The sequence below is a fragment of the Acidianus infernus genome (assembly GCF_009729545.1).
GTDB classification, from domain to species: Archaea; Thermoproteota; Thermoprotei_A; order Sulfolobales; family Sulfolobaceae; genus Acidianus; species Acidianus infernus.
Genome location: NZ_WFIY01000004.1, coordinates 2,163,075 through 2,186,600, shown reverse-complemented (window position 1 = coordinate 2,186,600; position 23,526 = coordinate 2,163,075). Strand labels below are relative to the sequence as shown.

At 37.6% G+C, this 23,526-nt stretch carries 13 protein-coding genes and 2 CRISPR repeat arrays; of the genes, 9 read left to right on the top strand and 4 right to left on the bottom strand.

Annotation, left to right across the window (positions count from 1 at the left end; genetic code table 11):
- Positions 1-478: 478 nt before the first annotated feature.
- From D1867_RS12170 to D1867_RS12135, 7 genes are all read left to right on the top strand, one after another.
- Positions 479-2,104: a hypothetical protein gene (locus D1867_RS12170; RefSeq protein ID WP_155864351.1), complete on the top strand. Its 1,626-nt coding sequence runs from the start codon at positions 479-481 to the stop codon at positions 2,102-2,104.
- Positions 2,097-2,528 carry a hypothetical protein gene (locus D1867_RS12165; protein WP_155864350.1) on the top strand — a complete coding sequence of 144 codons (432 nt, stop codon included), beginning with the start codon at positions 2,097-2,099 and terminating at the stop codon, positions 2,526-2,528. The genes D1867_RS12170 and D1867_RS12165 overlap by 8 nt, the downstream gene beginning before the upstream one ends.
- Positions 2,525-3,547 carry a type I-D CRISPR-associated protein Cas7/Csc2 gene (gene cas7d, locus D1867_RS12160; protein ID WP_155864349.1) on the top strand — a complete coding sequence of 341 codons (1,023 nt, stop codon included), beginning with the start codon at positions 2,525-2,527 and terminating at the stop codon, positions 3,545-3,547. Before D1867_RS12165 ends, cas7d begins: the two co-directional genes overlap by 4 nt.
- Positions 3,544-4,209 (top strand): hypothetical protein, encoded by a 666-nt coding sequence (locus D1867_RS12155; protein WP_155864348.1) that lies wholly within the window; start codon positions 3,544-3,546, stop codon positions 4,207-4,209. Before cas7d ends, D1867_RS12155 begins: the two co-directional genes overlap by 4 nt.
- Positions 4,210-5,005: 796 nt before the next feature.
- A complete protein-coding gene (locus D1867_RS12150) occupies positions 5,006-5,269 on the top strand; it encodes a hypothetical protein (RefSeq protein WP_155864347.1) in 264 nt (87 codons plus the stop codon).
- Between the two features lie 3 nt (positions 5,270-5,272).
- Positions 5,273-5,884, top strand: coding sequence for a hypothetical protein (locus tag D1867_RS12145; RefSeq protein WP_155864346.1), 612 nt, complete (start codon positions 5,273-5,275; stop codon positions 5,882-5,884).
- A gap of 1,711 nt (positions 5,885-7,595) precedes the next feature.
- Positions 7,596-11,845: a CRISPR direct-repeat array (repeat unit 24 nt; unit sequence GTTGAAATAAGGAAGAACTGAAAG).
- 885 nt (positions 11,846-12,730) lie between these two features.
- Positions 12,731-14,575, top strand: a complete 1,845-nt coding sequence (locus tag D1867_RS12135) for a DEAD/DEAH box helicase (RefSeq protein WP_155864345.1) — start codon at positions 12,731-12,733, stop codon at positions 14,573-14,575.
- 595 nt (positions 14,576-15,170) lie between these two features.
- On the opposite strand, the gene D1867_RS12130 is transcribed toward D1867_RS12135, so the two are convergent.
- The 3 genes from D1867_RS12130 to D1867_RS12660 form a co-directional block, all read right to left on the bottom strand.
- Complete coding sequence (locus D1867_RS12130) at positions 15,171-15,872, bottom strand: PKD domain-containing protein (protein ID WP_155864344.1); 702 nt, start codon at positions 15,870-15,872, stop codon at positions 15,171-15,173.
- Positions 15,873-15,948: 76 nt separating this feature from the next.
- Positions 15,949-16,632 carry a thermopsin family protease gene (locus D1867_RS12125; RefSeq protein ID WP_155864343.1) on the bottom strand — a complete coding sequence of 228 codons (684 nt, stop codon included), beginning with the start codon at positions 16,630-16,632 and terminating at the stop codon, positions 15,949-15,951.
- A complete protein-coding gene (locus D1867_RS12660) occupies positions 16,584-16,889 on the bottom strand; it encodes a thermopsin family protease (protein ID WP_155864342.1) in 306 nt (101 codons plus the stop codon). The genes D1867_RS12125 and D1867_RS12660 overlap by 49 nt, the downstream gene beginning before the upstream one ends.
- A 416-nt stretch (positions 16,890-17,305) precedes the next feature.
- Here D1867_RS12660 and D1867_RS12115 point away from each other — a divergent pair, with 416 nt between their 5' ends.
- Together D1867_RS12115 and D1867_RS12110 are read left to right on the top strand one after the other, a co-directional pair.
- Positions 17,306-17,575: an AbrB/MazE/SpoVT family DNA-binding domain-containing protein gene (locus D1867_RS12115; protein ID WP_155864341.1), complete on the top strand. Its 270-nt coding sequence runs from the start codon at positions 17,306-17,308 to the stop codon at positions 17,573-17,575.
- The gene (locus D1867_RS12110; protein ID WP_155864340.1) at positions 17,562-17,951 is read left to right on the top strand and encodes a type II toxin-antitoxin system VapC family toxin; all 390 of its coding nucleotides are present in this window, start codon (positions 17,562-17,564) and stop codon (positions 17,949-17,951) included. Before D1867_RS12115 ends, D1867_RS12110 begins: the two co-directional genes overlap by 14 nt.
- 1 nt (position 17,952) lies before the next feature.
- Positions 17,953-22,130: direct repeats of the CRISPR family, unit length 24 nt; unit sequence CTTTCAGTTCTTCCTTATTTCAAC.
- An 856-nt stretch (positions 22,131-22,986) separates the two neighbouring features.
- Here the strand turns inward: D1867_RS12110 and D1867_RS12105 are convergent.
- On the bottom strand, positions 22,987-23,214 hold the full coding sequence (locus tag D1867_RS12105; protein ID WP_155864339.1) for a hypothetical protein: 228 nt from the start codon (positions 23,212-23,214) through the stop codon (positions 22,987-22,989).
- Positions 23,215-23,526 lie beyond the last annotated feature (312 nt).

Here is a 23,526-nt window from a genome sequence, read left to right as displayed (position 1 = left end):
GCTAATGGTTACTCTCTCAGTAAGTTTGTTAACTGTGAATTCTGGCCTCCTTTCTCATCTCGTGCTTAGCCCTTCATGCAGAGAAATAGCTCCCTCGTAAGGTCACTTTCTTTAATAAGGAAGCGTACTTGTCTTTCCTAATATGGTTCTACATAATATACTTTCTCGTCTTTTCGAAGAAAATGAACGTATTACTTGAACGCACTTTCTCAACAGAACTTCAAGAGACGAACGATTGTCTGTGTTTTTCGCCATACGTCACACTTTCTCAACAGAGTGTGCGTACTTACCTTTTAAAGCTGAGATTTTTATGTTAATCATCTTACTGCTTCTCTTATTTCATCATTCTTTCTATGTTCCGTCACGTGGAAAAGTAAAATGCGTGGAATTTCGTCATGTTTGCCTAGATGTTAACGGAAAGAGGTGCTACTGAAATTGTAACCATAAAACATATAATTTCCTTTATCCAGCTATTTTTATGTCTCAAAATATTGACGAGCTTTTCATGAACGCCCTTGAGGCTTACCACCCTTTTATAGGCTCAGAGAATTGGAAGTACAGCGACGTCCTAACTGCATTTATTCACTCGGTTTCCGCAGCATACTCCGCATATAAGCTTTCCTTAGTCCTAGGTAACGACGACGATTTCGCGGAGAAGGCTTTCTTCATAGGGCTTTTTCACGATTTTTACCAGAAGTTCGGCAAGAAGGTTGAGGACTTAAGGGAAGTAGTTAAAATGTTTGTGGACGATAAGGAGGTTTTAGATGGAATAAATTACAATTTGGCGGAAAACCCTTCTTTGAATCCTAAATTCGGTAAGATAGTATGGTTTGCAGACATGATGCAGTCTTCAAATATGAGCTTTCTAGACCTATTTAATCTAGTGAAGAAAGTAGACCCTTCACTAAATGCTTATTTCTTTACCGTCTCATTACCTCAAATAGGTACAAGAAGCGCAATAATGAAAAAGGTTGTGGAGAAAGTGGAAGAAATGACAGATAACTCCCTCATAGTTTTAACTAAGGATGGGGTAGTGGTAATAACGAATAAGGACATCGAATTACCCATAAGAGTAAACTGGGATGAACTTAAAATTCCGAGGGATGGAGGGGAATGGGCAGAGATTGAGAAGAGAGACAAAGAGCTAATAAATGACTTTTTCGGTAACGGAAAGCCTTCGGCTAATTTTAAGGGTTTCTTTTATAACGTGGAGGTCGATGATATAGAGCACAAGGAAGGCGGAGAAAGGTGTTTTTTATGTGGAATTGAATCCCCTAAGCTTTACGTTCCTCAGGCTTACGGTTATGCTTTATACTCTAAGGCTAGCAATGAGAAGTGGAGCCCTAAAGTTGAGCCTTTGTCAAACCTCCACTACAAGTTTGATAAGAAATATGGGATATGTTTTTGGTGCGCTTACGACGCCTTGTACCTTTCTAAACACTCCTTTGCGGCGAGTAGGGGGCAAACTAAGTATTTTCTAGTTGGGTATTTTACTAGGCCTACGCCTAAGGAAGTCGCCGAAAACTTTTCTATCCTATTGGGCATTAACGTTGATTTTAAGACAGTGGGCAATGTCCGCTTGGACGAGATAGAGAACGATCTTTATAGTTGGAGGGATTTCGTACACGATGTTATCCCAAATATGGCTGGAGATAGGATGGAGACTATCCTTGATTACTCTTCTGCAATGATATTGAGGGACTTCGGCTCCATATATAGAGAAGGTAAAAGGAGTTATCTTTTAAGGGAACAACCTATAAAAGGCTTTGTTGAGTTAATCCCTTCCTTGTCTGCTCTCCTCCTCATTTCGTCCTTTTACCCGGTAAAGGTGACCCCTCACCCAGATCAAGTTATTGAAAGGAGGATATTGACCTTCGGGAAGCCTTTCCCTATAATCGATTACGACCCAGCGATGGAGGACAAGTTGCCTCCCTTTAGCCTTTCCTTGCTTTTCTCCTCCAGATTATTGGAGGAGAAGGATAGGTTTGATTTAATGGACTTCGATTTTTCCTTGACTACTACTCTCCTTTCCTCCGTAAACCCCAGGATTGCGGAGGCTATTAAAGGTTTTAAATCCAAACCGAAGGTGTATTATAATGGCTGAGGAGTTAAGGAAGGAATTAAACCTGGATAATAAAGAAAAATTAGATCTAGGAGACTACGTAACAATAATGGGCAAAATACTGTCATTTAGGGCAAAGAGTTCTCCTTCTATGCACTCTGTAACTAAGGAAGTAAGGGAAGCTTTGGAGGAAGTTAGGAAGAACCCTACTGGCAACCTTGAGGAGATTATAAAGATAATGATTTCACAAGATTCACCTTTTCAAAAGAAGGAGTTGGCAAACCTCTATAGGGAAGCTCTTGAAGGCTTGTTGAAGAAGTTTGCTGAGGTATCTTCAAAGATGAACCCTCAGGAGTCTAGGAAGTTAATGAACATGGTCCTCGAGGGGATATATAATAATGCAGTTTTTTACTCAAAGACTTTTGGCCAGAAAATCTGGAATATTTTGAAAGGTGACCATTCATGACTCAGTTTAGGGTAAGGGGAGAAAAAGATAGAATATTTTCTAAAGGAGTAAAGGCAGAAATAGTATACGTTATAATATCAAAGGGAATCCCTCTTTTTAGGACTGAAGGGGTAGGAGATATTAGTACCATAAGCGTAGTTATTAACAAGGAGAACTACGAACTGCCCGTAATCTTGCCGGAAAAGATTCAAGCTAAGCTAAGGAGGGTAATGTTGGAAAAGCTTAGGGATGAGTATGCGAAATTTGATGACGAATTTAAGAAGAAGATATTGGACACAGCCAAGAACCTAGGGTATAAGAGGACCGGCGATGGGTGGAATTGCTACATTGCCCCGCCCCAAGAGAGGAAATCTTCGACAGACATAGGCATGTGCGGTTACTGTCCTTCTTGCACCATACTAGGGAATATAACGGACGATAGTATGATGAACGATATAAACACTGCATACGGAATAAAGAGTAGGGTAGCCCACGATATAGCCTTTTCCTTAGTTGAGTACAAGAAGGCTATAATGGAGCTAACGCATAACAAAGTAGCAGACGGAGTAAGTTACACCGGGCAAAGTTTGTATTCAGAGCTCCACATTGCCCCTGGAGTAGTTTTCATAGGTAAGTCTACAGCCTACGACTTGACAAAGAACGAGTTTGAAGTAGTACTGGACGCGCTGGCTAGTATAACTAGGCTAGGAGGTGGAGAGACTAAGTACGGTAGTGTGGAGACTAGGATATTAAGCGTTAAGTTCTCGGAAAAGGAGACTATAAGCAGTTACGATATAATGAGGGAGATAGTTGGCAAACATAAGGGAGAAATGATGGATCCCGAGGACTACGTTAGAGAAGTGAGTGACATTCTAAAGGGCAAGGGCTTTACAGATTACTCTTATCAAGTTAATTATAAGGAAGCCTGGGAGGACAGCCTAGATTACGCAGGGAAAATAAGGGAGTTCATTAATATCGTGGAAAATAAAACTGGAGGGAAAGAAAAGAAAAAAGGTAAGTCTTCAGGAGGAGAGGAATGATATATAAGGCGGAGTTGACTGTACACAGCATCTTTTGGTTCAATTCTTTAACTTATCCTCACTCCACCGGTTATGTACAGAAAGTAATGCCGGTAATTCATAACTACCCCTTGACGATAGCCTTTTTAGGAAAGTTGGTCGAGGATAGCTATGTAGGCCCTTATAATAGACCTTCGTATAAGGGAATTCAAGCACTGTATGAAGAAGGGGGGATTTACGTTTATCCTGCTGTTTTCGATAGGACTTTCTACATGAGGTTAACGATGTCGATGGGCGAAACCGACTACATTTTATATAAACCTCAGACCAGGTGGGCCGTGCCTATACTTACGACTAATAACGTAATTTCTGTAGGTTCTAAGGCTACAACTTACGTAATCTCTTCATCGCCACTCGACGTTAAGTATATTAGGCTAGGGGTTAAGAGGGGTATAATGAAAGTTTACCTAAAGGAGATTAAGGATTATGAGGAATTAAAGACGTCTTTTTCTCCAAACGTTGCTTATAATAACAAGGACGTTAAATCTGAAGGAGGTTTTACTCTATTGAGGCATAGGGAAGGAGACGTCGTTTTTGGAGGTAGTGCAGGAAGAGGGATAAGGTTTAAAGATGAAGACGAGGAAATTTATTTGCCTTTACCGGAATTTGTCGAGCAGCTTTAGGCTATATGGAGTTTTCCAGTTTCTTTCAAGGTCGGGAACTATGAACACGCCGAAATTTTCTTAGCCCCATTTCGTCGATATAAATACGCAGGAGAAGTAACTCTTAGTTGACATGCCACAACTTATTGCACACTGTAACGATATGCGAAATATAGTTCAAATTTACGAAAGGACTTAGGACAGCAGAGCTTTACCATAGTTTAGGATAACTATTCCTTCAGAGATTAGAAAGAAACTCAACATAAATTCATTACGTGAATTGAGGCCTTAGTGTAAGTCCTCACTCTTGGAGGAAATTGGCTAATACGTTCTTAACTAACGTCTAATGGTTAAGCTTTTGAATTTACCTTTCCGGTATATGGTGTAACTGAGTATGTCCAACAATTTAAGAAACGCATTCAAGATTAATATCAGATCCGACGTTATCTCTTAATTTAAATTATTATTTTTTAACAATCCCACGTTATGAAAGTTTCACTCATTTATTTTGTAAATACTAATAGTTGGACACACTCTCCTTAGTTTGCGCCTCGGCGTTCTCGCACGCCTTGAGCTAATTTTATTAAATGATACATACTATTTACTCGAAGATCAATAATTGCACTTTTTAAAGTGAAACTAGTACGCTAAGCGGTCTGTTAAATGAAGGTTATTCATTATCTAGCTCGAGATCATTTGATTTAAATCTCTTATAGCGAAACAAATAATGATGGGTATTCTTTATAACATTTAGAAGTAGTCAAGAATAAAAACAAATATTAAACATGTTTTTACTTAATGTATAGGTAAAGCTATAATGTTGTGGGAACCCATCATAAAGCTTGATTTTTCGCCTGGTAGTAAGATAAAATTTCCAATATCTACAGCAGGTTATAAAATATATAGATCTAAACGGAAACTTAAAGCTGATGTAGATATAGCAGGTGGAGGGAAAATAGTAGAATATGTGGAAATTCCAGACCAAACGACAGGATTAATAATTAACCGTAAAATACTTGCCTATTATATACCGTATTCTTGGAATCCAAATACGTGGGGGATTTATATTATAAAAAATTAGGTAATGCAGGATATTAACGTTCTAAACGATATACTGAAGCAAGAGAACATCCCAGTAGATATAACTCCAGTGTATTTATCGTGGATTTTCTTCCATGAACTAACTCACCACGTGCTAGAAGATATGAGAGTTTCTACTTATCTAGATTTAGGAACTTCTGGTAAAATCTATGACACAGAAGACGAGAAACTATGTGAGTACGCTGCATTTATTTTAACCGGACAACTCGTAGAGAAATGTTTGATTTCATCTATCGATTTTAACAAGAATAGTAATAAAATCTCTTTTTCGTACTTATATAATAATCCTAATATTATAGATAGCAATGGATATATATTAGGATATCCGTTACCAGGTTTCTTTTTAGAACATCCTTTAAACCAAAATTACCAGATTGATGCAAAAAATTTGAGAAAATACATACACGATATGTTAGCCTTACTTTATTACTATTATCATTTAGACAAAGACCCTATGTATAACCCAGAAGTTCCAGATTGGGTTGATCCGAAATTATTCACACAATATTTGGCTCAAAACTTATCAGTAGTCTTGGATAGCGCCTGGAGTCCTAAACATCTACCTTCAGTCTATACTAGAGTATTTTATATTTAAAAATGTATAAGCCCAACTTTCCCTGAAGAAACTAATTGGTCTATGGAATTGAGAGTACTAGTTTATGCAAAGCGTAAGAAGGATGTATAAATTTCCACAAAATTAAAATATAGTCTAGAAGCGTTTATGTTTTAGCTTATTTGATAATGTTATGGCTTAACAGTGTTATCCCTTTCACATAAACTTTGTAAAACGCTGTTTTAGTTTCTTTGTGTTGTTACTCCTAAAGATTGTGTTTCACTTTCGCTATAACTAAAGTATTATTGAGTGTCACAATAGCCTCCAATATCGAATCGAACATGAAAAGATCCTGCGCGAAAGACTTGGAGAATGGGCAAATTGTCAGTAGAATTATAAGGAGAACTAGAAACGCGATACCTATTTTGACCTGAGACAGTAAAAGCGGATCGTTAGGGAGTAGCGGGTTGAGCTCCTTCACTTTCTTTGTTTTGAACCCTAGTAGTGTGCTAAAAAGATCGTCAAATTGCATTCCCATAAACAGAAGAATGTCATAAATCATTGCTTATCACTTGTTTTAGTTTCTTTGTGTTGTTACTATTTATGCGTACTACTTATTTAAAGCTTACTCATGTTTTAGTTTCTTTGTGTTGTTACAAACAGTAAAACCCATCTTTCGCCCGCCCATTTCTTGTGTTTTAGTTTCTTTGTGTTGTTACATACTTATCAAAAGCAAGCCAATCAAATTATCGCTGTTTTAGTTTCTTTGTGTTGTTACGTTTTCTTCTAGATTCTAAGAACTTTGTTACGCCTAGTCTTGATGCATAATAACAACCTCCTATTTCTCGGTTAGAAGGGCAATTATTATTGTTTCGTATTTCATCTTAACTGTTAGGGTGTAACTGGTGAACATTAAATAATAACAGGAGACAGACGTGAAGGAGAAAAAGCGAGTTGCCTAAGCCTTAGCCTTAAGGGAGGACTAGTAGCCTTTCGTACTAGCTGCGGAGTTTATTCTACCTGTCTCCTCCGCTGAGTGACTCTTTCCGTAGTCAAGAAGAATGGGTAAAACATGTTTTAAAACGAATTAACTAGAAGAATGAAAAATATGCATTACTTAGACTCGTTGCGCTAAATTATCTGGGCTATTCAGAAGAATGAAAAATATGCATTACTTAGACTCAAGTATTGGCATTGAAGAATCAGGAGGATTTTATGAAAAATATGCATTACTTAGAGATTTTTTCAGGTAGATTTTTGAGTTCATCAATTTCTCTATCTACCTTGACTCTTTTTACTAAATGACTTTCTTTCAATTTCACCTAGAAAGTAGGGGAGTTAGGAATTATTTGTTTGTTAGCGACACTTTAAGATTATTCCTAAAATCCCTTAATTCTTTCAATTAAGCGTGAAGATAAAAATGGTGGACGTTCTTTCACCTTCTCTAGAATTTTTCTATCTACTTTGAGTATTTACCCTCTTTCAATTTCTTCTAAAAACAAGGGGATTTGAAAATATTCGTAATCTGGGAAATTTTTTCATGTAGATTCTTACGTAAATCCACTCACGTCTTTTACCGGGGTTTAAATACCCTTTAAAAACTTTTGTGTTGAAAAATTTCTTTCAAAAAATCGAGAGATAAACTTTTTCTACTCTACCTTCCATCAATTTTAGTGAAAAGTAAAGTTTTTATCTTAAAATGAAGTAGTTTAATCTACACAGAACGCAAAAAGAACGTGAAAATCGACGCACGGTTGAAATAAGGAAGAACTGAAAGCCTGATCCTTACGCTGTTTTCTCTTATTATTTCGGTTGAAATAAGGAAGAACTGAAAGGGAAGATATACAAGATCCCGCCAAGACAATTTATGTTGAAATAAGGAAGAACTGAAAGCTAACTTGCCTTAATTCAATTTGCCTATATTTATGTTGAAATAAGGAAGAACTGAAAGCTATATTCGTTAGCAATCTTGAAGCCCCCATCTAGTTGAAATAAGGAAGAACTGAAAGCTGCAAAATGGTCTAATTTCGTCAGCCCAATCGTGTTGAAATAAGGAAGAACTGAAAGCCGGATTCGAAAGCCATACGCAATGAGAAATGGAGTTGAAATAAGGAAGAACTGAAAGTCAATGATTTACGGCGGAATGACAACAGTCTCTGGTTGAAATAAGGAAGAACTGAAAGTTCAATTGAACCATTTTTCTTATCACCATATTATGTTGAAATAAGGAAGAACTGAAAGCTTGAAGTCATCATAAATGCCATTCTGTTGTACAGTTGAAATAAGGAAGAACTGAAAGAATAATTTATCGTGGCATCTCTAGATGAATTCAAGTTGAAATAAGGAAGAACTGAAAGTCTCGCATGCTTCGTCTATTTCTTTTCTCAATTCGTTGAAATAAGGAAGAACTGAAAGACATTCAAACACGTTATTACCGTGATTGGTATCTGTTGAAATAAGGAAGAACTGAAAGCAAGAATTTCACGAATTAGTAGAGCATTTAGATCGTTGAAATAAGGAAGAACTGAAAGCAGATAGGTGGTGCATGGCAAACGAACTGCCACACGTTGAAATAAGGAAGAACTGAAAGCGAAAAAGAATTATCGCCCCCACTTGAAGGGGTTCAGTTGAAATAAGGAAGAACTGAAAGTCATATTTTGCTGGAGAAATGCAAAAAATTAATAAGTTGAAATAAGGAAGAACTGAAAGACTGGCAGTGGAAAATCTGTGATTTCTATCATAGGTTGAAATAAGGAAGAACTGAAAGTTTCAGGCTTACCGTCCCAATAGTAAACGCCCAGGTTGAAATAAGGAAGAACTGAAAGTGTTCCTATTCTCACATAATCTTTGGGGAATGTTGTTGAAATAAGGAAGAACTGAAAGTGACCCAATTTTACTAGAGAAAGGCGTATATTTGTGTTGAAATAAGGAAGAACTGAAAGTATTAACGGGTGAGCGAATGAGCTTCCAGATGACAGTTGAAATAAGGAAGAACTGAAAGTTGTTGTTGGAAAGACAAAGATTCCCATTCGGCAGTTGAAATAAGGAAGAACTGAAAGTTAGCAATTAACCAATAATGTTTGTGAAAATATGCGTTGAAATAAGGAAGAACTGAAAGAAAATAATGTTATACAATTCCCTTAGCTTCTTCTGTTGAAATAAGGAAGAACTGAAAGAAGATTTCTGGCGGGAATTTTTGTAGTTCTTTAAAGTTGAAATAAGGAAGAACTGAAAGCATCTGAGCGGGCAAATAGTCTGTATAAACAATGCGAGTTGAAATAAGGAAGAACTGAAAGCTGTTGGATTTTTTGACGCTTCATTTAAGAGTTTTGTTGAAATAAGGAAGAACTGAAAGCCAACGCTTCACACCCCGCCAAGTCCCCCGCCAGGGTTGAAATAAGGAAGAACTGAAAGGACGACGTGGCGCTAAGAAATAGGCTGAGGGCATAGTTGAAATAAGGAAGAACTGAAAGTAGCCACATCGATTGCCTCTTTTCTGCTTATCTCAAGTTGAAATAAGGAAGAACTGAAAGTATTATTTTTAACAGCACTAATGTTGCCCCTAGTAGTTGAAATAAGGAAGAACTGAAAGGAAAAAAAGCTGAAGAACTTTACCTCATTTACGATGTTGAAATAAGGAAGAACTGAAAGCTAAAATGCCCTTAATTTTAGGCGCACTGAATTGTTGAAATAAGGAAGAACTGAAAGCAATCTCCACGATTCCTTTCGCATGCGCCACGCCAGTTGAAATAAGGAAGAACTGAAAGGATGTTGTTATCCAATTAACGTAGCTGATAATCGGGTTGAAATAAGGAAGAACTGAAAGCTTGCTACGATTTGTTGAAGATTAAACATGATCTGTTGAAATAAGGAAGAACTGAAAGCTTTTAAAGCAACAAGTTGCAATTTACGAATCCCGTTGAAATAAGGAAGAACTGAAAGTTCTCCCTCAAAAAGAGCGCCAGGTCATCTGGTGAGTTGAAATAAGGAAGAACTGAAAGAGATTACTTAGCTAGATCTGAAAAGAAGAAGAAGGGTTGAAATAAGGAAGAACTGAAAGTGCCACATCAAGTGCGACTCCGCTATCAATTATGGTTGAAATAAGGAAGAACTGAAAGATTCAAAATATAAACAGACTTATAGAGAATTTCTGTTGAAATAAGGAAGAACTGAAAGACTAAATCGAAAGTTGGATACGGCACCTTCTTGTCGTTGAAATAAGGAAGAACTGAAAGATTAACTCTTTTTCGAATCTGACCATTACTTCTTGTTGAAATAAGGAAGAACTGAAAGACAACATCCGTATGTCCAAGATCTTCTAAAACAAGTTGAAATAAGGAAGAACTGAAAGGTGCGCATAGCCACGGCCTCCTTCTTCAAGGCTTAGTTGAAATAAGGAAGAACTGAAAGTCTTTCTCTATCATGTTCAAATACAGAACTAGGGCGTTGAAATAAGGAAGAACTGAAAGAAAAAAACAAAAGAATATGAAAACAAAATTATTGTCGTTGAAATAAGGAAGAACTGAAAGTTTGTAACACCAACAAATCTCACCATACCCTCCTGTTGAAATAAGGAAGAACTGAAAGCCATACCTTAGCCATTTTCTATAAACAACTCCTCTTGTTGAAATAAGGAAGAACTGAAAGTTTGAGTCGAATAAGTCGATCCCGACAAGACTCTCGTTGAAATAAGGAAGAACTGAAAGTTATTGCGCATCAAGTATTCCTTATATGCATCAGGTTGAAATAAGGAAGAACTGAAAGCAGACTACGTAACATCACAAACAAGACTTGAGGAAGTTGAAATAAGGAAGAACTGAAAGCTTTTCGCACAGGCGGATGTGTAAGAAGATACACACGTTGAAATAAGGAAGAACTGAAAGCAAATTGGGGCAATAACTAAGTTCACAGACAATTGTTGAAATAAGGAAGAACTGAAAGCACTGCCTTTGCCAACACACTTGTGTTGTATACCGGTTGAAATAAGGAAGAACTGAAAGCATAATTTCGTTATCATCATCCATCTTGTAGACTACGTTGAAATAAGGAAGAACTGAAAGCCGTATATGTCTCTAACTGTCGGCACATCCGTTAAAGTTGAAATAAGGAAGAACTGAAAGTAGAGTATTACAAAAAAGCTTATATATCATTTTTCCCAGTTGAAATAAGGAAGAACTGAAAGTAACCACAGGCTCTAGCCCATCAGTTACCGGCACGTTGAAATAAGGAAGAACTGAAAGACAAGAGCGGGTTCATGGAAGGGTGTGGCATAGGGTTGAAATAAGGAAGAACTGAAAGTTAGAACTATTGCGATACCTTCATCTCCAGGGGCGTTGAAATAAGGAAGAACTGAAAGAAAAATGAAATGCATTCTTTAAAATTTGAAACTTGTTGAAATAAGGAAGAACTGAAAGGTTACAAGTATTTTACCTTGGGACTATTTGATTTGTTGAAATAAGGAAGAACTGAAAGTCAGGTTGGTGCAACAATACTGCACATGGTAACAGTGTTGAAATAAGGAAGAACTGAAAGAGTAGATATTCCTCCAACTTGAAGGTCACTACTCTGTTGAAATAAGGAAGAACTGAAAGGGCAGTAGGGAAACCCTTTGTGTATACGTTTGAGAGTTGAAATAAGGAAGAACTGAAAGGTATGTGTTTATGATCTTTTCCGATGATAGCTTTACGTTGAAATAAGGAAGAACTGAAAGATAACGAGAACGTAGTGATCCAGAAGGAAAAGAAGGTTGAAATAAGGAAGAACTGAAAGCGGAATTCCATGGTGCCCAGTTTGTCTCAAGCCGGTTGAAATAAGGAAGAACTGAAAGGCAGTAGTAATTTATAGACGTATTCCCACGGTTGGTTGAAATAAGGAAGAACTGAAAGGCTTGGATGCCGGGCACTTTTGCTTAGAAGAGCTTGTTGAAATAAGGAAGAACTGAAAGCTAAAACCACGTAAAAAAGCGTGGAAAAGAGCGAAGTTGAAATAAGGAAGAACTGAAAGTGGAGAAATGACTTTAGATGATGGAAAGGACGTAAAAGAATGCCATGTAAACGATGTTACGTGTAAAACACTAGGTATAAGCAGTAAACCTCGTTGGAGACTTCAGAGAAAGATTTTATGAACTTCGTGCACGTGTGATCTTGTCTTACAATATTACGTTTAATGACGATTAGAAAGTCATCACGGTGAAAGTGTGAATATGCAAATTTGCGGGCTTTCTAATAGTGTCACGCAATGCCAGCTAGGATAAGATTATGCGGTTAAATGGTAAAAACAAGGAGTAGAAGGAAATGCAAGGTTGATATTTTAAATTTTCATTATTTAACGAAAGAAGAACGTTCGAAACGTATTTTATAGAAAGGAATGGACTGGGGCTATAGTACTACGATTGGACGAAGAAATACTCTATTACGTCATCATAGACAAAGAGTTTATTGAGGAAGGTAAAGGAGTTTTTCAAAACTTGTGTCGGGGCTTAAGAAGGTCGTCAATCCTAAACTACGAAAGACGTTATGGATTTAAGCCTTTAGAGCGACTGACGAATTATTACAAAAGAATACAAGAGGTCTATCGGCGGGATTCCGGGCGAATTATTACAAAGAACAAGAATTTAATATAGACCTTTAGAGCGAATATTGTCTGAATAAGAGTTGCTATCAGCTTCTATGAGTGTGTTCAATGATTTAAAAATTATTTGAAACACATTCAAGATCAACATCAGATTGACGTTATCTCCTATTAAAAATATTATCATTTTTTAACAATCCCACGTTATGAAAGTTTTACTCATTTATTTAAATAGTGATTTAACAAAATATAATGATGAATTTGATGAGATATTTATAACAATAACGTTTTTTAACCTAAGGCTACCATTAATTATTCATGGATTTTTTAACAATTAACGTTGATAAGGTTACTGTGGAAGGAGGTTCGAGCGAATACCTCGGCTTCAAATTGAGGAAATTCCAGGAAGAGGTAAAAGATTCTATAGAGGGGAAGGAGAAAGTAGTGCTACAAACTCCTACCGGCTCCGGGAAGACTTTCTCCTTGTTACTCTCTAAACACTCCGTGGGTTTATATCCAGTCCTTGAACTCTTGGAAGATCAATACAGAAGCGTTTCTTCTCTATTTAAAGACGTTGAGTACCAGGACGAGTTTATTAAAATAGTCAGGGCAGGAGGAGAGAAGTTGGCCTTAATCAAGTTCAGTGCAACTCTAGCTAAAGGGAAGGAAGTTAAGCTTAACGTATTGGAAGACAGGAAAGTTGACAGGAAAATAGTTTTCACGACCCCTGACTCTTTTCACATTTATAATCAAATGCTTACTTATCCTTCCCACACAGCCCTAGCAGTAATTTACGGCAATCCTGAGGTTGACGAACTGCTAAACGTTGATATAAAGAGGAAGGAAATAATAAAAAGGCTGGGCCTCTTCCTCAACCTTTTTAAAGGTGACATGATATTTGTAGACGAGTTCCACCTCTACGATAATTACCAGCTCTCTTCCTTGATAATAACGCTGAAAATAATAAAGAGGATACACGACCACGACTTTTCCCTAATTTTGTCCTCTGCTACACCTTCTGAAGAAAAGATAAAGAAGATAGAGGATGGGCTTAAGGTGGAATATGGGGGCAACTTTCATTTTAAGAGGATAAACGCGAGGAAAGGGAATGTGTTAGTGAGGGGGAGGGCGAAGGTTAGGTTAATATTCGTAGATAGCAAAGGGAAAACGAAGCTCTCTCGCTTCGTTAATGCTGGTGATGAAATACCAGATCTCATCCACAAAGGCCTCCTGGACAATGTTTATAATGAACTTAAGGAGAAGAAGCAGAGGGGGATTATAGTAGTGGACAAGGTTTCTCAAGCCTTGGAAATAGCTAAGGCATTACACGATAGGTTTGGAATACGCGTAGTTTGTAAGACTTCGATAAAGGGTGAGTACTGCGGGGAAGATGATGTTTTTGTAGTAGGCAGTTCTGCAATAACTCAAGGCGTAGATTATCCTAACGTTTCCTACGGGTTAATTGCCAGGTTCTTTTCAGAGGCTGTAATTCAAGCTATAGGCAGAGTGGGGAGGAAGATGGAGGAGTGTAAGATAGACCTAGTCCTACCGAAGGTGGGGAATGGCTTGAAAGATGGGATGACCTACGAGGAGTTCGTTGAGTGGATAATTAAGACTTACCCGTCGATCAATGAAATAGACTATGGAGACCAGAGTTTTAGGGAGTTCCTCCTAATAAACTCTGCGATAGCGGTATACGAAAGGTTGACTGGGCACCAAATGAATATGGAAAGCTGGAATAAAGGAATCCCGTACATAGGCGACATCTCCTCACTCTCCCTGCTTTACTATTTTAGATTCACTGGTCCACAAGTGAAGTACAAGTTAGGGAGTATAAGTAGTGAAGCTGACTTGGGCACCATCATGAGGAACTTCTCCTTTGAGGTCGAAAATAACATATTCGAACTCAAGGGCGTTGGAAGGTCTGCTGTAGTTGCTAACTGTGACCAAAAGAAGCTTGAGGGGCTGGCAAACAAAATCGTGTCGTCAACTTTCCTTGAGCTGTTGGGCTGTAAGTTTGAGGACGAGAACGGTAACCCGGTCAGCATCGGTAAACAACTCTTTTTAGTAGTGAGGGACGAGAAGCTTTCAGATTACATCATAAACACTGGGAGGGGGATAGGGGTTAAGAATAGTGACAAATACTGCTTAGCCTTTATATGATGCACGGGAGAGCTCATGTGTATGTTGTCCTTCACCTATAAAGGATCTTTTACAAGGTAAGAGTTAGTAATTTTATAACTAGAGAGAAACAAAATAGTGGAGACCGCAACTGTGGTAGCAAGAGTAATACCAGATTACTCTGCATAATTTTTCTAACATTAGAGTACAATCTGTGGGTCAAGAGAGTATAATCAATCACGACAACCCACTAACTACACAAGACTAAGGACCTTGTTTTCCTGCCCATAATCATAAGGAAGAACTGAAAGGTCAAAGCTTAGGTCAGCAAGTTCTTGTCTATCAGTTGAAATACTGAAAGCTAATATCTTATTTCAACTCTTCCTTAAAGAGGTTTTTTAGTCAATTTTAAGTAGTTTTTCTTCCAGCATTCTCCATTGTCGCTTATTGTGAGCTTAGTGAAGCAGCAAGTTCTGGGAGATAGGAGGTGAGTATACTGCCTGCCTTATTCTTCGAGGTTGAACTCCTCAGCTACCTTAGCGTCACCCCTTTTTTAAGTACTCACTCTTTCATTGTACTTCCTTAGGGTAATTCCCCAAGTCGTTAGTCCTTCAATAAGCCAAGGGAAAAACAATAGCTAACGTCTCCTTTTCATTAGTATTATAGTTATAACAACGATTAAAGTTATGATAACCAAGATAAGAAACCAGTTAAAACCGCCATACACTAATATAGTCTCTGCCTTGGTTAGACCTAGAGAGTCCTTAACGACTACGGTGATGTTATTTTTGCCAGCATCGATTGGTACGTTTATCGAGAGATTGTTACCAACGTAATACTCGCGCCCATTGACGTAAACTGTGTAGGTGTAAGGCGGTGTGCCCCCAAATACTTTACTAGATAAGTTTACAGATGAGGCGTATACTAAAAAGTCGTAGTGTAAGTTATAGCTCACATTTAGTGTTGGGTAATCATTTACCTTGATTGTCACTGAATTTACTGCAGTGAAGTTTACCGAGTCAACGACCTTTAAGGTTACGTTGTAGACTCCGGGCGAGGTGAAGTTGTAGTATAACACATCCTCATTAGAAACAGGGGTACCGTTGACGTACCAGACTTTAATATAAGGTTTTGTACCGCCAATTACTGTTGCGTTAAAGGATATTGGAATCCCCACGTCAGTAGCGTTCCTAGAGGGGGTTATGATAACTACTGGGTCTGGGTTGACCTTTAGTGAATATACTAAGTCAATGACATTGCCACATACGTCCTCTACTTTGATTGGGTAAGTTATTTCACCGGTTATGTTGGGTTTTACGCAGTAATACGTCTTCCCCAAGAAAAGGTCTAGGTATTTCTCGTTCCCTATCTCTACAAAGTAAGGTGGTGTACCCCCGCTGATGTCTAGTTCTACCCTAGCAGTTTGCCCTAGCCCTAGACCCGTTAACTTTTACAACTATGGGGGAGCCGGAATTTGTCAAAACGACCTCATTGCATTCCCCTACCTCTACTTTATAAGCCCCATTGTAGGGGACTGTGAACAAGTTGTTAGAGGCTTCGGCAGTGTCTATGCCAAAGGGGAATAAGGTTTTGGGAGTAAATATGTCTTTACCATTAACGTAAAACATGTAGATTATTGCGTTGAGCGAGTTGAATGAAGTTACACACTTTTCGCCACCAAACACGAACTCAGTGTCATATGCATTCCCACTGCCAGTAGTGTTATAACCGCTAACTAGGAGGTAAGCTGAGGTCACGCAAGGCACCTTGATAGTTACATTATCGTAAATAACGCACGAGGTAGAGTTGATGTAGCCAAAGAGCACTTCCACGCCTTGTGGAACAGTGGACACTCTTATAAATAAAGCGACGTTTAAGGGATAAGACATATTAAACCATTCTGTTGCATAACTGTAGTAGTCGTTTATTCCTAACCCTTCAATGAACCAGCTTACACCCCCTTTTCCTATGATAGAGCTAGAGTTCAACTCGCTATAACAAGACGTAAAGTTCCAAATGTTATCGACAAACCTGTACTCACTAGTATTTGTCATGAAGTTGATGACGTTCTGTAACCAATATTCTTGACTGCCGTACAAAGTATTAACTTGGAGGACTGGGACGCGCCATAATTATTTAACGAGGCGTTGTAGGCCGAGATTGAGTAGATCTGAGCTACCACTTCGTCGAACTTTTCAACGTAAGGTTTAACCACTCCGTTCACTACTTGTATACCATAGTCAGCTATGCCAGTTGGATAAGGCCTACCATCTCCAATGTAAATCTGGATCGTGACGCAAGTCTTTGAGACGTTATTTATGAAGAGGACTTTGTACTCTCCCGGTGGCAAAGCCATAGTAGGAAGATGATTGTATGGAGAACAATGTTATTCCTTCCAAATTATTTACTACGAAGTATATAGGGGCTGAAGAGTAGTAGACTACGAAGAGACCATCGCTGACTTGTAAGTGCAAGGCGGTAAATTGAGTATGTGGCAAGGATATATAGAGCTCGTGGTATTAAGTGAAAGTATTGGGAAGAAGATGGAAAACGAAAGTATTAGGAGTACTAGTGATCTCTCCATAAAAAGTTCTATTCTTCAATCCTTATAAGTTTAGTGTGGAATTGCATCAAGCTGATCCGACACCCACGATCAATATGAGAAGAACAGTCTGTCAAAGGTAGGCTTCCTTAGTCTAGCCTTTTTTGCATGGGATGTTGCTATAAATATTTAAATATTGGTTTAGCTAGTTTAACCATAGGGAAGTTGGTTTGACTCTGAGGGTGGAAGTTGGAAAGAAAGGTTACATAATTATTCCTAAGGATATCAGGGACCTCTTAGGCATAAAGGAAGGTGATAAGCTCATTCTTAGCATACGTGACGGAAAAATCGTCCTTGAGCCTGAGAGAAATGTTGACATAAACGAGATTTTAAAAAGACTCGAGGGGCATTACGCTAAAATATCATCTTATGCGAAAAGCGCTAAATTAGGAGACTTGGCTCATTCAAGCCTTGAGGAGGAATTCGATGATTTTTCTTGACGCAAACTTTCTCATATATTTGAATTTGGGTGTTAAGGAAGTGGAAAATTTTTATATTAAAATATTACAAGAAGATCGACTAGCTTTAGACCCATTAGTTATAGATGAGGTGATTTATATTTCAAAGAAGAAGTATAACGTGAACTTTAACGATACGATAAGCTTTCTAGACGAGATTGTCTTACCTAACTCCCTTATCCTTCCTATAAGAAAGGAAGATTATGAGAAGGCAAAGGACATAATGTTAAAATACGACCTAAAGCCTTCTGACTCATTTCACGTCGCCGTAATGTTAAATAACTCAATTAGTAAAATAATAAGTGAAGATAAGGATTTTGACCGAGTTAAAGAAATACAGAGAGTTTGGTTAAGGTGACCTTTCAGTTTTTCCTTATTTCAACACAAAAACTCCAAAATTTCTTCATATCAGACAAAGCTTTCAGTTCTTCTTTATTTCAACCAATTATAATTTATTCTACTACACAATATTGAGCTTTCAGTTCTTCCTTATTTCAACACGCATTATTCGAAACTCTCTAAAAATCTTTTGTAGCTTTCAGTTCTTCCTTATTTCAACTGATTTCGGAATTGCAAAGATTACCTACCTAAGAAACTTTCAGTTCTTCCTTATTTCAACGGCGGTGAGGTATTAGAGGATGTAAGGATAGTTCTTTCAGTTCTTCCTTATTTCAACTATATGCGTTTATAAATTCCCCTTCATATTTTGCCTTTCAGTTCTTCCTTATTTCAACACATGCTATTTAAACACACCAGGAACAATAACCTCTTTCAGTTCTTCCTTATTTCAACTTTCTTCGTTAGTCATCTTCTCCCACCCCTACCAACTTTCAGTTCTTCCTTATTTCAACTCAAGGATTTCAACATTCCTTATGAGAAGTATGACTTTCAGTTCTTCCTTATTTCAACTGTTATATTTCGTAGGAAGGATATACGGTTACGACTTTCAGTTCTTCCTTATTTCAACCAATTAGGCATATCACAAAGCGAGTTTGTGCGCTCTTTCAGTTCTTCCTTATTTCAACCTGACCTCCTCCTCACTAGGCAGTCTCTCCTGGACTTTCAGTTCTTCCTTATTTCAACATTTCCCTAAGATGTCTGGTCTGTCGGCAGGTTCCTTTCAGTTCTTCCTTATTTCAACTCTACAAATATATACCGTCGGAACAGACAAAAAGCTTTCAGTTCTTCCTTATTTCAACAATTATTCTTGGCGAGAAAAATGAGTGAAGAAGCTTTCAGTTCTTCCTTATTTCAACTACCGAATTTAAAATATTTTATTCGTGCAATTGTCTTTCAGTTCTTCCTTATTTCAACAGACGTACACCATATGGTGAACCAGAAGGAATAGCTTTCAGTTCTTCCTTATTTTAACGTGAGGTTGTCGATAAGATCCATGTAATAGTAGAACTTTCAGTTCTTCCTTATTTCAACTATAGTGACTATTGTTACGACAAAGGACTATCAGCTTTCAGTTCTTCCTTATTTCAACAATGGGACGACTGTTGTTCCCGTAATCGCTGAAAGCTTTCAGTTCTTCCTTATTTCAACCCACTTCGTCGGGTGGATGATATATTGGCGTGTGTCTTTCAGTTCTTCCTTATTTCAACTGAGAAAAAATGAATTAATTTGCGGTTTCATTCGCTTTCAGTTCTTCCTTATTTCAACAAGATAATTTGGATGAGTTGTTTAAGATCGTTTCCTTTCAGTTCTTCCTTATTTCAACTCTCATCTTCAGTGAATGTTTGCTCATACCACACCTTTCAGTTCTTCCTTATTTCAACTTGTTATCTCTGCCACTTTGTTTATATCAGGAATTGCTTTCAGTTCTTCCTTATTTCAACAGAAATTCAAACATAGCAATTGATACATTATCAGAGCTTTCAGTTCTTCCTTATTTCAACTAAAAAATAATTTTTGATTCTTTGTGATACTGAATCTTTCAGTTCTTCCTTATTTCAACTTTTTCCCTTATTGCTTCTGCCACAAATTCTGCCCTTTCAGTTCTTCCTTATTTCAACTGGTAAGGGGCTAATATGTTCGTTGATGCGTAGTTGATGACCTCTTTCAGTTCTTCCTTATTTCAACTGAAAATATTTGTCTAACATATTTTAAACCCTAATGCTTTCAGTTCTTCCTTATTTCAACTTAAAGAAACAGAGTCTCACTATTCCGAGTATGACTTTCAGTTCTTCCTTATTTCAACAAATTCGATAATGCTCTTGACAAAAGAGATCTGAACTTTCAGTTCTTCCTTATTTCAACAAGCCTACTATTAGATTCGCCAAATTCAATCAGGCTACTTTCAGTTCTTCCTTATTTCAACGGATATGTTGTCGTAAGAGGCAGACAGGAAGGCGCTTTCAGTTCTTCCTTATTTCAACGATATTGCTAAAAATGTCCATTTCTTTGTAATTTCCTTTCAGTTCTTCCTTATTTCAACTCATCTGCAACATATGTAAATGTTAGACCTTCAAGCTTTCAGTTCTTCCTTATTTCAACTAATGCCACGTCGTCTGGCAAGTAGAACTCTGCGCTTTCAGTTCTTCCTTATTTCAACAAATGTTCATGGAGAGATGCGAAGAGGGAAGATACTTTCAGTTCTTCCTTATTTCAACAAGTATAGAGCCCCCTGTGTGCCCAATACCAATCCTGTCTTTCAGTTCTTCCTTATTTCAACAAGATAGCCCCCACAAACCAAATAACGGCTTTTTCTTTCAGTTCTTCCTTATTTCAACCCGACGTCGTTCCTCAGAGGAATGGACCGAGAATCTTTCAGTTCTTCCTTATTTCAACTGATTTATGTTTGATTACCTTCATCTTTCTTTAGCTTTCAGTTCTTCCTTATTTCAACTCTATACTCAACTTCCTCTATTTCCTCCCATTTTACTTTCAGTTCTTCCTTATTTCAACGGATAATTTTGCGACATAGCACATTCTTACTCTGGCTTTCAGTTCTTCCTTATTTCAACTAGCTTAATTGTTGACGATTTATGGTTTATATTTCTTTCAGTTCTTCCTTATTTCAACTTGTTTTTATTTCTCCATTTTCATCTATTTTTACTTTCAGTTCTTCCTTATTTCAACAAGAAATAGCACTAGATGGATTTTTAGCGGTTGTCTTTCAGTTCTTCCTTATTTCAACTGATTTTGACGTTTATATAAGACCTAGTGGCGTCTTTCAGTTCTTCCTTATTTCAACTATAAGCGTTGCTTGAGTCCTTGAGCCTGGCACTCTTTCAGTTCTTCCTTATTTCAACGAAGAGTAATGAGACCTTCAATAAATAAAACAAACTTTCAGTTCTTCCTTATTTCAACACTTGGTTAAACAGTTTGCGCAGGCAAAGAAATATCTTTCAGTTCTTCCTTATTTCAACAGAGATATTGGAGTGGCAATTTATACTTTACTTTCAGTTCTTCCTTATTTCAACGCCCTTGTTCTATGAACGGTTCCGATACATAGGTCTTTCAGTTCTTCCTTATTTCAACTATCCAGTATTATTCCTTTTTCTTTATTTATCGCCTTTCAGTTCTTCCTTATTTCAACTTAGAATTCGAATATTTTTGTGTTCTGATCAAGTCTTTCAGTTCTTCCTTATTTCAACGCGAATCTCTGTTTTACTATCTTGACGCTGTTTACTTTCAGTTCTTCCTTATTTCAACTTCATAACTATCTGCAACGATTTTTGCTATTTTCAGCTTTCAGTTCTTCCTTATTTCAACAGGCAAGATCACAGATAGTCTTGATTTTGGACAACAGCTTTCAGTTCTTCCTTATTTCAACTATCAAGCAGATGATTATGACGAAGAGGTAGCAGCTTTCAGTTCTTCCTTATTTCAACGCTAACGTTAGAGATAGGTCCGTTGTAGGAGAACCTTTCAGTTCTTCCTTATTTCAACTTTGGTTTGGTTTGCATACGTTTAGATTAGAAGAACTTTCAGTTCTTCCTTATTTCAACTAAAGTCTTTATTGCTAGACTCGCCAAACAGTGCCCTTTCAGTTCTTCCTTATTTCAACTTTTTCTTTACTGAGCATAATAGAATGATAACGCTTTCAGTTCTTCCTTATTTCAACCTTATCAAACGTTTTATGAACTGAGCCCTCATCTCTTTCAGTTCTTCCTTATTTCAACTTCGGCGTTGACGATCTTGCATTCTCGGCACTTTGCTTTCAGTTCTTCCTTATTTCAACTTCGCTTGCTCTATGTTTATTTCCTTTGCCTTTGCTTTCAGTTCTTCCTTATTTCAACAGTAATGGCACGCCCGATAACAAACTTACTGAGGCTTTCAGTTCTTCCTTATTTCAACTATTTTCGCTCTAATTTCGTTTGCATTATATGTCACTTTCAGTTCTTCCTTATTTCAACCATATAACGGAGGACCAACGTACGGATACGCTTGTCTTTCAGTTCTTCCTTATTTCAACTCATTCTCATTTTAATGGGACTCACGTACAAGACTTTCAGTTCTTCCTTATTTCAACGCGGGAGTGCAGGGGCTTCCGGCGGAGCGATAACTTTCAGTTCTTCCTTATTTCAACCGTGCGTTGATTTTCACGGCTTTTTCACGTTCTTTTTGCGTTCTGTGTAGATTAAGCTACGTCATTTTAAGATAAAAACTTTACTTTTCACTAAAATTGAGGGAAGGCAAAGTAGAAAAACTTTATCTCTCGATTTTTTGAAAGAAATTTTTCAACACAAAAGTTTTTAAAGTGTATTTAAACCCCGGTAAAAGACGTGAGTGAATTTACGTAAGAATCTACATGAACAATTATCTGAAAAAAGAGATTATTACAAACTTCCCTACTTTCTAGGTTAAATTGAAAGAGGGTAAATACTCAAAGTAGATAGAGAAATTGTAGACAAGGGGGGAATAACGTATTCGCCTTTTATCAACATACTAATTGAAAGAAAGGAAGGAGTTTAGGAATAATCTCAAGAGTGAGAAGTTAATTCCTAACTCTCCTAATTTCTAGAGTGAATTGAAAGGGGATAAATACTCAAAGTAGATAGAGAAATGGGAGGATTAAGAGTTCTTCACATTATACAACAAAATACTCAAAGTAGATAGAGAAATTGTAAAAATCCCTTAACGATACTTTGACCAGTATCAGAAGTTTGATGAGTTAGCACAGAAGTTGAGGCTCTGAACGATACCTTAATAGTAGTAAACTTGTTAATTCGTTTAATTACGCATTTCATCATTTTTCACACTACGGATAGGGTAAGGCCTTCAGAGAACCCAAGTTATCGTCAGGGAAAGGTTTTCCGAGTCAAGTAGCTAGGGAGATACTAATTTCTCGTGTAATTGCTTCAACATCTCTACGTACATCTTCCCGTACTTGTCCACCCTTAGTATGATTGTCCTCTTGCACTTGCGGAAGTCCTTGTCAGTGGTTACGATGTAACTGAAATGCTAAACAACAGTTTGATGAAATCCAACACCTTGTCAGTGGTTACGATGTAACCTTGTATTAGCCTAGCGTACATCATTATTTGGTGGTCGTGTTTATATGGGGTAATGAAAGGGTTAAAGCCTAAGCCTCTTCTGGCACCAGTAATAAAACCCTTTATGGGAATTCCCTCGTGCCTCGTAGTGGCTGGAGTCAAGTGGCCTTCGCTCATCGGGAATTCCCCCTTCTCTCTGAGCTTTATTTAAAACGCCACATATGAAAACATGTATTACTCATTTAAAGCACTCCGCCAATCGCACGTTATTAGTTTGGTCGCGCTTACCTAGTAAGGCGTTCTTAGATATCTTCCGCTTGCGTAATTTTTCCCTCCCTCGTTCTCAAAACATTCCTCTGTCAGTAAACGATGGCGTCCTCCATTTAAAGGCTGGCTTATTCTCTAAATTAAGTGCCCTTTAAATAAGTAATTCAAAGCGTTTAAGGGGTCTTGAAGCCCATTCCTCTCAAATTGCCCTTGGTCATAGAT

Coding starts and splice junctions, on each gene's coding strand:
- D1867_RS12170 (WP_155864351.1), top strand. CDS start 479: ATGTCTCAAAATATTGACGAGCTTTTCATGAACGCCCTTGAGGCTTAC.
- D1867_RS12165 (WP_155864350.1), top strand. CDS start 2,097: ATGGCTGAGGAGTTAAGGAAGGAATTAAACCTGGATAATAAAGAAAAA.
- cas7d (WP_155864349.1), top strand. CDS start 2,525: ATGACTCAGTTTAGGGTAAGGGGAGAAAAAGATAGAATATTTTCTAAA.
- D1867_RS12155 (WP_155864348.1), top strand. CDS start 3,544: ATGATATATAAGGCGGAGTTGACTGTACACAGCATCTTTTGGTTCAAT.
- D1867_RS12150 (WP_155864347.1), top strand. CDS start 5,006: ATGTTGTGGGAACCCATCATAAAGCTTGATTTTTCGCCTGGTAGTAAG.
- D1867_RS12145 (WP_155864346.1), top strand. CDS start 5,273: ATGCAGGATATTAACGTTCTAAACGATATACTGAAGCAAGAGAACATC.
- D1867_RS12135 (WP_155864345.1), top strand. CDS start 12,731: ATGGATTTTTTAACAATTAACGTTGATAAGGTTACTGTGGAAGGAGGT.
- D1867_RS12660 (WP_155864342.1), bottom strand. CDS start 16,889: ATGGCTTTGCCACCGGGAGAGTACAAAGTCCTCTTCATAAATAACGTC.
- D1867_RS12110 (WP_155864340.1), top strand. CDS start 17,562: ATGATTTTTCTTGACGCAAACTTTCTCATATATTTGAATTTGGGTGTT.
- D1867_RS12105 (WP_155864339.1), bottom strand. CDS start 23,214: ATGAGCGAAGGCCACTTGACTCCAGCCACTACGAGGCACGAGGGAATT.